Raw genomic sequence first — 14656 nt, 5'->3', positions numbered from 1 at the left:
GAGCCACCTCCAAGATTTTATAAACAAAGTGCACGTTCGCCTTGACAGAGCTTATACATTCGTTTATGCAAATAAAAAACGCGTAGACGCACACTGCACCCACACGTTGAATACACGAACTTTTTGTCCAATGTATAAACCTGTCAACAGCAACGATGTGCGTCAATCAGGTGAGAAGCGGGTGCTTCTGCTTGTTCTCCTTGACTATAATATTCTATCATGGCAAAGCAGCTTTGTCAAAACAACATTTCTTCAAAAACGATACCATTTTAAACTATTCAAACAGAAAATGCAAGAGACTATTTGAATGAACATACATAAATCGGAATGGAGTGGACATGATAATCAATATATCATATAACTATTGGAGTGATCGAAATGGATGCAAACCGCGTAAAACAAATTTTATCCTCGCCGGCTGATATTGAAGTTCTCTATAACGGAGCTTCCGTTTGGATTGATCAGCTAAATGAAGATGGAAAAACAGCAACCGTTCATGTAAGAGGTCCGTTTAAAGAACGTACGGTTGTAAATATTTCTGAGCTTGAAGAAAAATAATTCCTCCATTGTTTTAAACTTTATTGATATAAAATAGCTCCCAATGCTCCGGTAAAAGAACCGTTTGATAAAAATATGCTTTGCAGACCTGTCATGGAATCAAAGCTTTGGATGATTTGTTGTAAAGGAGGGTTTTGCGAAATTGCAGCTCCAACATAGACACACGTGTCCACTTGATGAAGCTCGGCACATTGCTTTGCCAAAAGAACGATCGGTTCACCAATCAATTGAAATAACGCTGCAGCAGCATCTTTTTTCCGTGCTCTCGATAAATCCGGATTGCCAAAATTAGCAGCGGTTAAATCTCCTAAAATTGGAGGAGCCTCTTCTCCATACAAATCTTTTACCAACAAATCAACATGGCTTCGATCACCTTTTTTCGCCAAATCAACGATTTGATAAAAATTGCTCTCCTGCAAAATGAGCCGGCTTAAACCGGAAATAACACCGCCGCCGATACCGCTACCAAGCAGACGCTCATAACGCTCGCCCTTCATAAGGAAAAAAGATGTTCCCGTTCCGATGCTGACGATTAAAAAATCGCTCTTTGGCTCCTTTCCTTCTTTTACTAAAAGCTCTCTTGTTCCTATACAAACTGAATCAAATTCTGGAATAAAGGTCACATCAGCTCCGGTCAATTTTTCTTTTACTTTTGCAGCTCTGCCTCCTGTTATTCTATAGCGGGCAGCCGGCTTCAATCTCTTCATCCAAGAAAGAGCTTGATCCATTTCATCAATTGGAAACCATTTATACCGATATCGCCCATGTTCAACATAAGCAATTTTTAATAAACTTCCCCCTGCATCAATTCCTACTATTTCCATCCGTACACCCCTCGCTTATGTTTCAAAAAAAGGAAATCAGCAAACGCCGATTTCCTTATTTTCTCCCTTCTTTTCCAACAGATACAGCAAATGTCTCCAGCGGCATGGATTCTGATTTTTGTTCTCCATACTTTCTGACATTGACCGTCTCATTTTCTGCTTCTTGATCACCGACAACGACCATGTACGGGATTTTTTGCATTTGTGCCTCACGAATTTTATAGCCGATTTTTTCATCCCGAATATCGACTTCAACACGCAAGCCTTCTTGCTGAAGACGCTGTTCTACTGTTTTGGCATAATCAAGATGCACTTCCGGCGAAACAGGGATGACTTTCACTTGCACAGGTGCAAGCCAAGTTGGGAAGGCGCCTTTATATTCCTCAATTAAGAAGGCAACAAACCGTTCCATCGTTGAAACAACTCCGCGGTGAATAACAACTGGCCGATGATGTTTGCCGTCTTCGCCAACATATGTTAAATCAAGCCGTTCCGGAAGGAGAAAATCTAGCTGAACAGTCGATAATGTTTCATCTTTTCCTAAAGCCGTCCGCACTTGTACATCCAATTTCGGTCCGTAAAATGCCGCTTCACCTTCCGCTTCATAATAATCCAGCCCGAGTTCGTCCATTGCGGCTTTCAGCATCGACTGGGCCTTTTCCCACATTTCATCATCATCATAATATTTTTCTTTATCCTCAGGATCGCGGTAAGATAATCGGAACGAATAATCTTTTATACCAAAATCCTCGTATACCTCTTCAATAAGGCGGACAACTCGGATGAATTCGTCTTTAATTTGATCCGGCCGCACGAAAATATGCGCATCGTTCAACGTCATCCCGCGAACACGCTGCAGCCCTGTCAATGCCCCTGACATTTCGTATCTGTGCATTGTTCCAAGTTCTGCAATGCGGATCGGCAATTCCCGATAGCTGTGAATTTCATTTTTGTAAATCATCATATGATGCGGGCAGTTCATCGGACGCAATACAAGCTCTTCGTTATCCATCTTCATTGGCGGAAACATATCATCTTGATAATGGTCCCAATGGCCGGAAGCTTTATAAAGATCGACGCTGCCGAGAACAGGTGTGTATACATGCTGGTATCCGAGTTTAATTTCTTTATCAACAATATAGCGTTCGATAATCCGGCGGATAGTTGCACCTTTTGGCAGCCAAAGCGGCAAGCCTTGTCCAACCTTTTGAGAAGTGGTAAACAGGTTTAATTCTTTTCCAAGCTTGCGATGATCCCGCTCTTTCGCTTCTTCAAGCATGCGGAGATGTTCTTTAAGCTCTTCTTTTGTAAAAAATGCTGTACCGTATATGCGTTGAAGCATTTTGTTTTTGCTGTCTCCACGCCAGTAGGCGCCGGCTACGCTGAGCAATTTAAATTCCTTTATTTTTCCGGTAGAAGGAACGTGGACTCCTCGGCATAGATCGAAAAATTCTCCTTGCTCATATATGGAAATGATTTCGCCTTCCGGAATATCATCGATAAGCTCAAGCTTTAAATGGTCGCCGATTTCCTCATACATTTTTTTTGCTTCATCGCGGCTTACTTCTTTACGAATAACCGGCAAATTTTCGCCGACAATTTTTTTCATTTCTTTTTCGATTTTAGGCAAATCTTCGTGAGAGATCGTTTCATCCATATCGATATCATAATAAAAACCGTTTTCAATGACGGGCCCGACTCCCAATTTTACATTTGGGTAAAGCCGTTTAATCGCTTGCGCCATTAAATGTGCTGTACTATGTCGTAAAATTTCTAACGCTTCTTTTGTATCAGGCGTCAAAATTTCAATCTGGCCGTCTTGTTCAATCGGGGTTTTTAAGTCAATAAGCTTTCCATTTATTTTACCTGCAATGGCTTTTTTCTTTAATCCAGGGCTGATGGATGCGGCGATTTCTTCCGTTGTTGTTCCGTACGGAAATTCTTTTACAGAACCGTCTGGAAAAGTAATTTTAATGGCTTCTTTCATCTTCTTTCCTCCTTTGTTTTTTCTTGCAAAAATAAACACCCGTCCCTAAAAAAAGGGACGAGTGTTGTATGTAAAACCCGTGGTTCCACCCTAGTTCCCGCTCAAAACTTTGCGCGGCTCATTTTGATAACGGAACAATCCGCCAGCTATTACTTGGCAAAAGCCGTTCACAGCTGAAGTTTAGAGGTGGTAAGAGCATTACACTAGTTAGGAAGGTTTCAGCCTGTGCCTTCCCTCTCTTTGAACTGTGATAATACTCCCGTGTCCTCATCATAACCTTTTCGTGATGAATGATTTCAACCGTATTATAGACTGATTCGCCACCAAAAATCAAGGAGTACTGAAAGAAACTTATCGTTTTTGAAAGCTAGCCCTTGAAAAAAATCGAACCCGTTCCTGAAAGATGTTTTGGATCGTTTGAATCATTGCTTCCTCCTGTTGATCGGAGTATATATAAATTTCTAAAGGAGCAATGGATACAAGCGGGGCCAGCAAATGGGAATCAATATACATCGGGTGGCGATAAATAAATTCCCGATCAACCCACTTTTTCAATTCCAGCTCTTTTATTTCGATGAACTTTTCATTAAACACTTGAAAGGAAGTATCATGCAAAAGATGTATCGTTGATAATTTCGGTTTTTTATTGAGAACATATTCCCGCAAGCTTTGAATAAAATTTTGGTATTCCTGCTCCATTTTATACTCTTCAATGGAGAGACCGACATATTCCGAAAGTCTTGATAAATAATCAGACAAGCGGAACTGAATAAATGATTCTATAGAAAAAGATTGGTTTGGCCGAAGGAAATTCGTTAAAGCAGAAATAATTAAGTTTTCCCTCGGCTCAAAATGTTTGATCATTGGAATTTCCGCCCGCTCTCCTTCCAAGATCGATTGAGCAATATGTAAAATTTGCTGTTTTTCATCTTCATCCTCAAAATAAAATTGTTTTTCAATTATAAAAAGAAGGAGACGGGGCTCTTTCACATTTAGAAAAAAATCAACAAATGATGGTACGAGCACATCAGATATAAATGTTTCCCAATCATCTGTTTCACATGTTAATACTGTGCCGTTCAGCAAGGCTGCTTGGAAATCAAAGTTTTCCTTCTCTGTATTAAGCAATTGATGCAGATAAGAAGCTTCTTTTTCCGTTTGAAAAGTTATTTCCAGCAAAAAAAGATCCCCCCCTTTATATAGCAAGTCCTGTTTCTATATATATGGGGGGATGGCATTATTTAGAAGTGTTTGCTGTCCAGCGGCTATTCTTGTCTGCGATTTTTTCCTTTCAATTCCACGGGAATGGCCAAAAAACGAATCCTTTCCATAATTCTTTTTGCCTTTAACTGTTCTATTTCGCCTTTTTGTGAATAAGTCAGGTGGTGTTCCAATTCGCTAAAATTAAAGTTGGATGTAAAAAAGGTCGGTAAATTTTCAAGCATGCGGAATTGGAGAATCGAACCTAAAATGTCGTCTCTCATCCAGCTCGACATCGATTCAGCACCAATATCATCAAGCATTAATACCGGAATTTTTTTAACCGCATCAATCTTTTCATTCAGTGAATGATCTTGAAGAGCGCTTTTTAACTCCCTGACAAACTCCGGAACATATACAAGCATGGAAGGAACGCCTTTTTCCGCCAGCTCATTCGCGATCGCTCCAAGAATAAATGTCTTTCCCACGCCGAAAGAACCGTATAAATACAATCCTTTTAACCGATCATTTTGACCGTATTGCTCAACAAAATCTTGCACGAGAGACACTGCCTTCAGACGGTTCGGTTCGTTTAAATCAATATCCTCAAGGTGTGCATTGAGGATTTCCTTTGGTACATACATGCATTTAATGAGCGATTCTTGTTTTTTTCGAGCATCATATGCTTCTTTTCTCGGGCATTTATCATATTTCAGGTCGATTGTTTTTCTTTCAATAATTAATGTAGGGTGATATCCTTTTAAAATATTTTTGCACTCATCTAAATTTCGGCATTCACGGCAAAACTTGCTCTGCGTTACAAATTCATACAGTTTGCCTAAACTGCGGTCAATCATATTTTCATCGATTTGATCTTTATGCTTTTCTAAAAATAACCTGACATCTTTGTCCGATTTTATTTGCTGTTTCAAGTTCAAATACGTTTCCCGAAACCCTTTGCTGTTCATGAATTGTTTTAAATGATTTTGCAGGGATTCCATCTTCCTCCCTCCTTTCGCCTAGTCCTTCTGTTTATTTTTATATTTTTTAATCCGCTCCTGCAGCTTTTGTTTTTCTTTTTCAAACGCTTCCGGATCGATGTTTTCTACCTGTTGATTTTCGTTTTCCAAAAGCCATGAAGGGAGTTTTTCTTTTCGAACGATTTTTTTGCTGTCAGTCTTCTTATCCTTTGTTTCCGCCCAAGTTAAATATTTCTTATGTTCTTTTTTCGCCACATCCACTGCATCCTTCACAGTTTTAATTCCTAATCGAGCCCAGTGGCTGGCAATTTTCTCAACATACGCTCTTGACAATTTCATATTTGTTTTTAGCAGGACATAATAAATTAAAACGTTGACAACTCCGGGAAGCAGCTTTTGCTGAAACATGACATCTTCAATAATTTTCAAATCCGCTGCGGACGGTTCAATACCGCCTGAAATATCTTTTAGAAACTGTCTTGGAGAGATGGATTCAAGCTGTCGAATTAATTCCTTATCTTTTGACTGTTCAATTTCTTCGTCTTTCACCCGCTGATTCAAAGGCTGAAGCCTATCAACAAGCTCTGGAAGACGGTTGCCGTGATTCAGCTTATACCAATCCCTCGCCCATTTTCGCAGCTCGTCTAAATTAATTTGCTCATCATGATCCAAAGAACGGATGACCAGATTTTTCATTTCAATTGGATCAATTCCATAAACATATGCTAATTTCTCAACAGCTTCCTTAACCGCAGGCGTGATCGCTTTTTTGGGCACAATATGCTCTGATAAACCGGCATAAAACAATTGAAAATCAAAGGACTGGTTTTGAATCGAAATCGGTTCTCCAGGCGCATGATCAAAAAGCTCCTGATCGTTTTCCTCGGGTTCCATTGCAATATTGGCTGAAAGCTCAGATGGGTGGATCGATTGGTATACTTCATGAAATGATCTTGTCACATCTTTGGCGTTGCTATCAACCGATTTATCGGAAAAATAGCTTTTCAATCTTTGGTACACCGTTTTTCCAACTCTGTTATATAAATATATGTTCAACATTCCATCATAAAAAAATTGTTTGGGGGAAAGAGGTCGTTGAAGTTCATAAATATATTTTTTCGGTTCGCTTTCATCGACAAGGTATGTTTTTAAAAGACCTATTCCTTCTAATTTCAAACGGTCATGATAAATTTCATTTAATGGGGATTGAGTAACAGCCATTAAAAAATGGTGGGTCGATTCCGTCCCCCAAAGACGGTTTTGTTCAAGCTCGCTCCAAAGCGTCATGTATAAGTTTAACGTTCTTGGCCCGATTAAGGGCTGGTATAGTAATGTAAGAACTTTTCGGTCAAATTCATGAATCAAACTGCTCGTACATTTCACAACGTAGCGATCAACAGGCAGCAGCTCTTTCCAGTGATGATGTCCAATCATTTTTTCAAAACCTTCCCAAATAGCATGTCATAATCTCGCAGCTCTTTATGAACGTTCTTTTTTGATCAGTTCTTTCAATTCCTCAATAAAGACATTTATATCTTTAAATTGCCTGTAAACAGAAGCAAATCGAACGTATGCGACTTCATCAATTTCGGCTAGTCTGTCCATCACCATTTCGCCGATCGTTTCGCTTGATATTTCCGATGTACCTAGATTTCTTAGTTCTTTTTCAATATCATGCGCAGCATCTTCCAATTTTTTTAAAGAAACCGGTCTTTTCTCACAAGCTTTAATCATCCCGCGCAAAACTTTTTCCCTGCTGAACTCTTCACGTGTTCCTTCCTTTTTCACAACGATGAGCGGAATTTCTTCTACTTTTTCAAACGTTGTGAACCGATATTGACATTCCTCACATTCCCTTCGCCTCCGAATTGATCTCCCTTCATCGACTGGACGCGAATCTAAAACACGTGTTCCAAAATGGTGGCAGGAAGGGCATTTCATATCACCAGCTCCAATCTTTTTAACTAAATCAAAAAAGCTCTACCTACATCTTATTAAATAGCATTGGATCAGACAAGAAACTTTCAAGTTCTTGTATTTTTGTTATAGATAATTCGACTGAATGAAATGGATTTCTGTCAGTCCGGTCCAATCAAATGATGTTCGAACCGCCAAACAGTGATGGCAGCCATGCCAATAAAAGCTTTTTTATTTTTGCATCACTACCATGAATGATTTTAAAAACATCAAAGCCTCTTTTTCATAACGGCTTTGAAGGGGGTAGAATAACTCGGTCCTTTGAGGCCGCAAATAAGATGCCTCTAAATACCATTCAATATGAAATATTATTCTTTATTATAATATAAAAAGAGGTGCAGTAAAAAGCTGACACCTCTTTGCATTTCCATTCAAATTTTATTCTGTTTTCACTTTAAAGTGCTTTTGCTTGACCCTGTTTGATTTGAACAGGACCCATACCGCGAGGAATTTCAATATTTTCGCGCGTTTGAGCACCTAAAGCTTCAGAAATGTAATCCGCTGCAATATTTGGATTTAAATCACCGCAAGTGTACACATCAATGCTAGCATATCCATGCTCTGGAAAACTATGAATTGTTAGGTGTGACTCTGAAATGATCACAACTCCGCTTACACCCTGAGGCGCAAACTTATGAAACGCAACCTCCCGGATTTCAGCACCTGATTTTAATGCTGCATTTACAAACGTTTTTTCAATAAATTCCAAGTCATTCAACTTATCAAAGTCGCATCCCCACAGCTCAGAGATAACGTGACGTCCCATTGTTTCCATAGCCATGGATCCCCCTTTATAAATTTTTATGAATTCTTCGCACTCTGGTATGTTTAACTACCACGGGGGAAAGTTAGTCCAAAGAGGTCCTAACCCTTTAAGTAGCCACATTACCTTGCGTTTAAGAAGTTCACGAAAAATAGTATATATGGTTTGATTTGTTTTTGCAACATACTTTGTCAAAAATTTTGCGCTGAAAAAAGTATCCAAACAAAAAGAAGAAGAGGGTCAATCTTTGTAAAGATCAACCCTCCCATCATTTTATACAGCTGCGGCCAATTTATTCAATTTGCTTGCTACAAGTTTTGCTAAATCCACAACGCGGCAAGAGTAGCCCCATTCATTATCATACCATGCAAGCACTTTTACCTTTCTTGTTCCCATAACCATTGTCGTTAAACCGTCGACAATAGCAGAGTGCGGGTTTGTGTTGTAGTCAACTGATACGAGCGGTTCTGAAGAAAAATCTAATATCCCCTTCAGCTTTCCTTGAGAAGCTTGGATAAACGCTTCATTTACCTCTTCAACGGTCACATCGCGTTTTAGATCTACAACAAAGTCTACGAGGGAGACGTTTGGTGTAGGCACTCTTAATGCAAGACCGTGCAATTTTCCTTTTAATTGCGGTAAAACTAAACCGATCGCTTTTGCTGCACCGGTAGTTGTCGGAATGATTGATTGGGCGCACGCTCGCGCTCTTCTTAAATCTTTATGCGGATTATCAATATTTCTTTGATCGTTCGTATATGCGTGGACAGTAGTCATTAAACCATATTCAATGCCAAACTGTTCATCAAGAACTTTTGCAACAGGCGCTAGACAGTTTGTTGTGCAAGAAGCATTCGAAATAATGACATGGTTGTCAGGATCATATTGTTCTTCGTTTACACCGATAACAATCGTTACATCTTCATTTTTTCCAGGTGCTGTTAAAATAACTTTCTTCGCCCCTGCCTCAACATGCATCATCGCTTTTTCACGGGAGTTGAATTTTCCTGTCGCTTCAATCACTATGTCCACATCTAGATCTTTCCAGGGAAGTTCAATAGGATTTCGATTGTTCAAAAGAAGCACTTTATGGCCATTTACAATTAAATGATCTTCTTTTGGAATGACTTCTCCTTCAAATTTCCCATGGTTTGTATCGTATTTAATTAAATGAGCCAATGTTTCTGCTGGATAGCTTGCATTGATTGCTACGATATTCAAATCTCCTTCTAAAATTGCTTTTCTGAATACCATTCGGCCAATTCGGCCGAAACCGTTAATGGCAACCTTAGCACTCATGTGAATATCCCCTTCCGGCATTATGTTACACTTTTTATCTCCTATTCTGTTAATTAGTATATCATATTTATAAAATAACGAAACAATTATTTTAATCGTTTCTTAAAAAATATATACTAAAAATAAAAAAACCGCTCTATTCACGAGCGGATTAACCAATTCCCCAATTCATGAGAATGTTTTCCAATTGCTGTTCCGTTTCTTCTAATGTTCCATCATTATTGATCACTGCATCGGCAAATTTTACTTTTTCTTTCAAAGGCATTTGTGCATTGATGCGTGATAAAGCTTCTTCCTTCGAAAAATTATTCCTTTTCATTAATCGTTCCAGTTGATTTTTTTCTTCCGTATAAACAACAATCACTTTATCCACTAAATGCTTCAAATTGCTTTCAAATAGAAGGGGAATATCGAGAACTACTGCTTTCGCACCTTCTGAGATCAATTGTTCCTGTCGCCTTTTCATTTCCAGCCTGACCTCAGGATGTACAATACTGTTTAGCTTCTCCCGCTTATCTTCGTTTTGAAATACAATGGAGCCTAATCGAGCTCGGTTGATCGTTAAGTCTTCGTTTAATATTTCCTTTCCGAAAGCATTTACAATCTCTGTATATGCTTTTTTGCCGACTTCTACCACTTCTCTTGCAATTAGATCTGCGTCAATAACTGGAATGCCTCTTTTTTTAAGCATTTCAGACACAGTGCTTTTTCCGCTTGCTATGCCTCCAGTTAATCCAATAATCATTGTCATATCATCATTCTCCTTTATCCTTACATGGCCCAAACACCGATCATTATTAATAATAAACCCGGGATAAATGAAAACTTTTCAAAAAACGAATAGGATGAAGCAAATCGGCCGGATTTCATTCCAATATAAACAAACATCGTGCTCATACAAGTGACGAAAATAGCTGTTAAAAAAGGTTCATACCCTGCTAAAGCCGCACCGATTCCTGCTCCGAATGAATCGAGCGAAAGAGCGATCCCAAGCAGCAAAGCTTCCACGCCTGTAATCTCGCCAGATCGATCCATATCAACTGCAGCAGGCTTTTTCAATATATGAATGACAATGCCTAACGATTTTAATTCCATATTTAAAATCGTTTTTTCACTCTTTTCCTCATCTTTCTCATCCTCTGATTCATTGTTGCGGAAAAAGGAATATAACACAAACATGCCAAGCAAAATGAAAATAGCTCCGCCAAGCCTATCCGTAAAATAGGGAGGAAGAACACTTTGAGCTATTTGTCCGGCCATCATCGCAGCGAGCAACACAATCGCCGAACAGCATGAAATAGTGATAATCGATTTAATTGGAATTTTTACTTTACGCAAACCGAACGCTAAGCCAACAGAAAAACTATCAAGACTGACTGCCAACGCCAATATTAAAACCGATCCGATTTCCGTCATTTTATCAAATGCCCCTTCTTTCCTTTTATTGCTAACATAGTAATATGAAAACCGCCTAAAATGTGTTCGCTTCAGAAGGTGGCATAAATCTTTCTACACTTGGCAAGATGAACAAAAATGTGTGCCTCTTCCCCCAATTTTTATTTTTTGGATAGGGCTTCCGCAAATTTTACATTGTTCTTTTTCTCTTGCATAGACAAATAAGTCCAGTTGAAACATCCCGATTTGCCCTTGTGAATTGACGTAGGATCGGACAGTACTTCCTCCTTTTTCAACTGCTTCCTTCAGCGTTTGAATAATTTCCCGATGCAATATTTTCACTTTTTCCGCTGTCAAATCTTTTGCCAGCCGCTCCGGATGAATGCCTGATCGAAACAATACTTCATCAACGTAAATGTTTCCTAATCCCGCCACTATTTTTTGGTCAAGCAAAACCGTCTTGATGTTTCTAGAGGTAGACTGAAGCTTGCTCATAAGTCTTTCAGCAGTAAATTGTTCCGAAAAAGGCTCCATCCCTAACTGGGACAAAGGAGGATGCTTCTCCTCCTCGCCCTTTTGATACAGATGCATAGTGCCAAATTTGCGAACATCCCGATATCTTAATTCCGTTTCATCTTGAAAGCGAAAAATGACATGTGTGTGAGGTTCAATGGGCTTTATTTTTGGATACAGTCCATATCTTCCTTCCATTCGTAAATGTGATACAAGAACATATCGATCTAAATAAAATTTTAAAAATTTCCCTCTTCTTCCGATTTCATTGATTGTTTCCCCTCTCAAAACGCGGCAAAACTGCTCTGCGTCTTCGGGACGTTTGATGATTTTCGGCCATGATACGATAACTTCATCGATGACTTTTCCTATGACAAGCTCCCTTAATGTTTTTCGAATCGTTTCTACTTCAGGAAGCTCAGGCATTATGTTCACCCCTTATCTACACTCGAAAAAGGCGGGGGAGCTTCCCTTTCCGCCTTTTTCAAATTATTTCGCTTCATACCACGTAGAACCGTAAGAATAATCAACCTTTAACGGCACTTTTAGCTGAATGGCATTTTCCATTACTTCCGGAACAAGCTTTTCTAAAATTTCAATTTCATCCTTTGGCGCTTCAAACACCAATTCGTCATGAACTTGAAGCAGCAGCCTCGTTTGCAAATTTCGTTTTTCAATTTCTTGCGCCATATCGATCATCGCTTTTTTGATAATATCCGCTGCACTTCCTTGAATCGGAGTATTCATGGCTGTTCGCTCGGCAAAGCTTCTGATATTGAAATTTCTGCTCGTAATTTCCGGAATATATCTCCGACGCTGCATTAGTGTCGTTACATAGCCTTTTTGCTTCGCCTCTTGGATTATGCCATCCATATATTCTTTAACACCTTTATAAATTTCAAAATATTTTTTAATAAATTCACCAGCTTCTTTTCGGGTAATTCCTAAGTTTTGCGACAATCCGTAATCGCTGATTCCGTAAACAATCCCGAAATTAACTGCTTTTGCCTGTCTTCTCATGTTGGAGGTCACTTTATCTTCTTCGACATGGAACACATCGATCGCCGTTTTTGTATGAATATCAAGATCTTGTTTAAACGCTTCAATCAATTTTTCATCTCCAGATATATGCGCAAGCACTCGCAGTTCAATCTGGGAATAGTCCGCTGCAAAAATGACCCAATCTTTTTCAGAAGGGATAAATGCTTGACGAATTTTGCGTCCTTCCTCAAGGCGAATCGGAATGTTTTGCAAATTCGGGTCTGTGGAGCTTAATCTTCCGGTTTGCGTTAATGCTTGATTAAATCGGGTGTGGATTTTATGCGTATCACGATGGACAACCTTCAGCAACCCTTCAATATACGTCGATTGAAGCTTTCCGAGCTGCCGGTAATGCAAAATTTTCTCCACAATTTCGTGTTGTCCTCTCAATTTTTCTAAAACGTCCGCAGAGGTCGAATACCCCGTTTTGGTCTTTTTCAAAACCGGTAGATTGAGCTTTTCAAATAAAATCGGCCCAAGCTGCTTCGGAGAATTAATGTTAAATGACACTCCAGCTAGACGATGAATATCCTTTTCTAATTGCTTCAGCTGTTCATCAAGCTCTTTTCCCATTTCTTTCAGACGGTTGACGTCTATCTTTACTCCTGTTGTTTCCATGTCAGATAAAATGGCTGACAGCGGAAGCTCCAATTCGCTGAATAAATGAAATTGTTCATTTTCTTCTAATTCTTGTATTAATAATTCTTCCAGCTCATAAATGGCTAACGCTTTTCTGGCAAGATGTTCGCCTAAAATGTCTTCATCAGGGATATGACGTTTAGCGCCTTTTCCGTAAATCACTTCATCCTTTTGAACTAAATGTTTATTTTTTGTCTTGGCAAGCTCGGCTATGTCGTCAATCGATTCAGACGGGTTTAAAATGTATGAGGCAATGAGAACATCAAACTCAATACCTGCTAAATCAATGTTTCGCCAGCGCAGCGCCACAATTGATTTTTTCGCATCATACACCACTTTCCGCTTTGTTTCATCCTTCACCCATTCTATGAACTCTTTTGAATGTAGCGCAATTTCGGCTGGAATATAAAAACATCCATTTTCGTTTGCGATAGAAAACCCGATGATTTCTCCAGTATGATAATTTTCATCAATGATTTCCACTAAAAGAGCTGCCTTCTCTGATAAAACCTTGTCTGACAGCTTTTCAACTTTTTCGAACTTAATCGTCGGCATTTCATCCGCTTCTTCATTCTCATGCTCTCCCATTTTGTCTAGGAGCGATTGGAAGCCTAGTTCCTTAAAAATTTTCACTACTTTTTCTTTGTCATAGCCTTTATACTCAAGGTCTTGAATTTTTATTTCGACAGGAGCTTCACAATTAATTGTCGCAAGCTGTTTGCTCATTAATGCTTGCTCTTTATAGTTTTGTAAGTTTTCCTTTAATTTTTTTCCATTTACTTCTTCAATCGAATTTAAAATATTTTCGACTGTCTCAAACTGTTTCAGCAATTTAATCGCGGTTTTCTCTCCAACGCCGGGCACACCTGGGATATTATCTGATTGATCGCCCATCAATCCTTTCAAATCAATAATTTGTGCCGGGCTTAGCCCATACTTCTCTTGAATCGATTCAGGCGTGTGCGGTTCAACATCCGTAATTCCTTTTTTCGTGATGGAAACGGTCGTTTTTTCAGTTGCCAGCTGTGTTAAATCCTTATCTCCGGAAATAATTTTCACTTCAAAATCTTGCTTCTCAGCTTGTCTCGCAACTGTTCCAATAATATCATCAGCCTCATAATTTTCGAGCTCATATGTTGTAATTTTGTAGGCATCAAGCAAATCCCGTATAAATGGTAGCTGCTCCGACAATTCAGGCGGGGTTTTTTGCCGAGTTCCTTTATATTCTTTAAAAGTTTTATGCCGGAACGTTGTTTTCCCTGCATCAAATGCAACAAGGATATGTGTCGGTTTTTCTTCCTCCAGTACTTTTAACAGCATATTTGTAAAGCCGTAAATTGCATTCGTATAAATCCCCTTATCATTATTTAAAAGCGGCAAAGCGAAAAACGCTCTGTAAGCAATACTGTTTCCATCAATTAAAACTAGCTTCTTTGTCACTACTACTAGCCTCCTTCAACTAAAAAAGCCATGCCTTCCT

Annotated in this window: 13 protein-coding genes and 1 other annotated feature; of the genes, 1 reads left to right on the top strand and 12 read right to left on the bottom strand. The window is 39.1% G+C overall.

Annotated features, from left to right (window positions below; all coding sequences use genetic code 11):
* Positions 1 to 68: 68 nt before the first annotated feature.
* Positions 69 to 199, bottom strand: a sequence feature (ribosomal protein L20 leader region).
* Between the two features lie 179 nt (positions 200 to 378).
* Positions 379 to 558, top strand: a complete 180-nt coding sequence (locus NSQ94_RS05240) for an H-type small acid-soluble spore protein (RefSeq protein WP_094246321.1) — start codon at positions 379 to 381, stop codon at positions 556 to 558.
* Between the two features lie 20 nt (positions 559 to 578).
* On the opposite strand, the gene coaW is transcribed toward NSQ94_RS05240, so the two are convergent.
* From coaW to polA, 12 genes are all read right to left on the bottom strand, one after another.
* Positions 579 to 1382, bottom strand: a complete 804-nt coding sequence (gene coaW / locus NSQ94_RS05235) for a type II pantothenate kinase (protein WP_339230303.1) — start codon at positions 1380 to 1382, stop codon at positions 579 to 581.
* Positions 1383 to 1437: 55 nt separating this feature from the next.
* On the bottom strand, positions 1438 to 3369 hold the full coding sequence (gene thrS / locus NSQ94_RS05230; protein WP_066247800.1) for a threonine--tRNA ligase: 1932 nt from the start codon (positions 3367 to 3369) through the stop codon (positions 1438 to 1440).
* A gap of 351 nt (positions 3370 to 3720) precedes the next feature.
* On the bottom strand, positions 3721 to 4548 hold the full coding sequence (gene ytxC, locus NSQ94_RS05225) for a putative sporulation protein YtxC (RefSeq protein ID WP_339193201.1): 828 nt from the start codon (positions 4546 to 4548) through the stop codon (positions 3721 to 3723).
* An 86-nt stretch (positions 4549 to 4634) separates the two neighbouring features.
* Positions 4635 to 5570 carry a primosomal protein DnaI gene (gene dnaI, locus NSQ94_RS05220; RefSeq protein ID WP_327862620.1) on the bottom strand — a complete coding sequence of 312 codons (936 nt, stop codon included), beginning with the start codon at positions 5568 to 5570 and terminating at the stop codon, positions 4635 to 4637.
* An 18-nt stretch (positions 5571 to 5588) separates the two neighbouring features.
* Positions 5589 to 6983: a replication initiation and membrane attachment family protein gene (locus tag NSQ94_RS05215; RefSeq protein ID WP_327862619.1), complete on the bottom strand. Its 1395-nt coding sequence runs from the start codon at positions 6981 to 6983 to the stop codon at positions 5589 to 5591.
* Positions 6984 to 7028: 45 nt separating this feature from the next.
* Entirely contained in the window at positions 7029 to 7490 is a 462-nt protein-coding gene (gene nrdR / locus NSQ94_RS05210; protein ID WP_063387411.1) for a transcriptional regulator NrdR, read from the bottom strand.
* Positions 7491 to 7920: 430 nt separating this feature from the next.
* Positions 7921 to 8301: an adenosylmethionine decarboxylase gene (gene speD / locus NSQ94_RS05205; protein WP_063387410.1), complete on the bottom strand. Its 381-nt coding sequence runs from the start codon at positions 8299 to 8301 to the stop codon at positions 7921 to 7923.
* A gap of 261 nt (positions 8302 to 8562) precedes the next feature.
* Positions 8563 to 9588, bottom strand: coding sequence for a glyceraldehyde-3-phosphate dehydrogenase (locus tag NSQ94_RS05200; protein WP_063387490.1), 1026 nt, complete (start codon positions 9586 to 9588; stop codon positions 8563 to 8565).
* A gap of 151 nt (positions 9589 to 9739) precedes the next feature.
* On the bottom strand, positions 9740 to 10339 hold the full coding sequence (gene coaE / locus NSQ94_RS05195; RefSeq protein WP_094246326.1) for a dephospho-CoA kinase: 600 nt from the start codon (positions 10337 to 10339) through the stop codon (positions 9740 to 9742).
* A gap of 20 nt (positions 10340 to 10359) precedes the next feature.
* Positions 10360 to 11004 (bottom strand): sporulation membrane protein YtaF, encoded by a 645-nt coding sequence (ytaF, locus tag NSQ94_RS05190; RefSeq protein WP_063387408.1) that lies wholly within the window; start codon positions 11002 to 11004, stop codon positions 10360 to 10362.
* Positions 11005 to 11097: 93 nt separating this feature from the next.
* On the bottom strand, positions 11098 to 11922 hold the full coding sequence (gene mutM / locus NSQ94_RS05185; protein ID WP_130156137.1) for a DNA-formamidopyrimidine glycosylase: 825 nt from the start codon (positions 11920 to 11922) through the stop codon (positions 11098 to 11100).
* A gap of 63 nt (positions 11923 to 11985) precedes the next feature.
* Positions 11986 to 14616: a DNA polymerase I gene (polA, locus tag NSQ94_RS05180; protein WP_327862618.1), complete on the bottom strand. Its 2631-nt coding sequence runs from the start codon at positions 14614 to 14616 to the stop codon at positions 11986 to 11988.
* Positions 14617 to 14656: the final 40 nt, after the last annotated feature.

This window comes from Aeribacillus sp. FSL K6-2833 (assembly GCF_037965815.1).
In the GTDB taxonomy this organism is placed as follows: domain Bacteria; phylum Bacillota; class Bacilli; order Bacillales; family Aeribacillaceae; genus Aeribacillus; species Aeribacillus composti.
The sequence above is the reverse complement of the archived record's forward strand: the minus strand, read 5'-3'. Positions and strand labels throughout refer to the sequence as shown.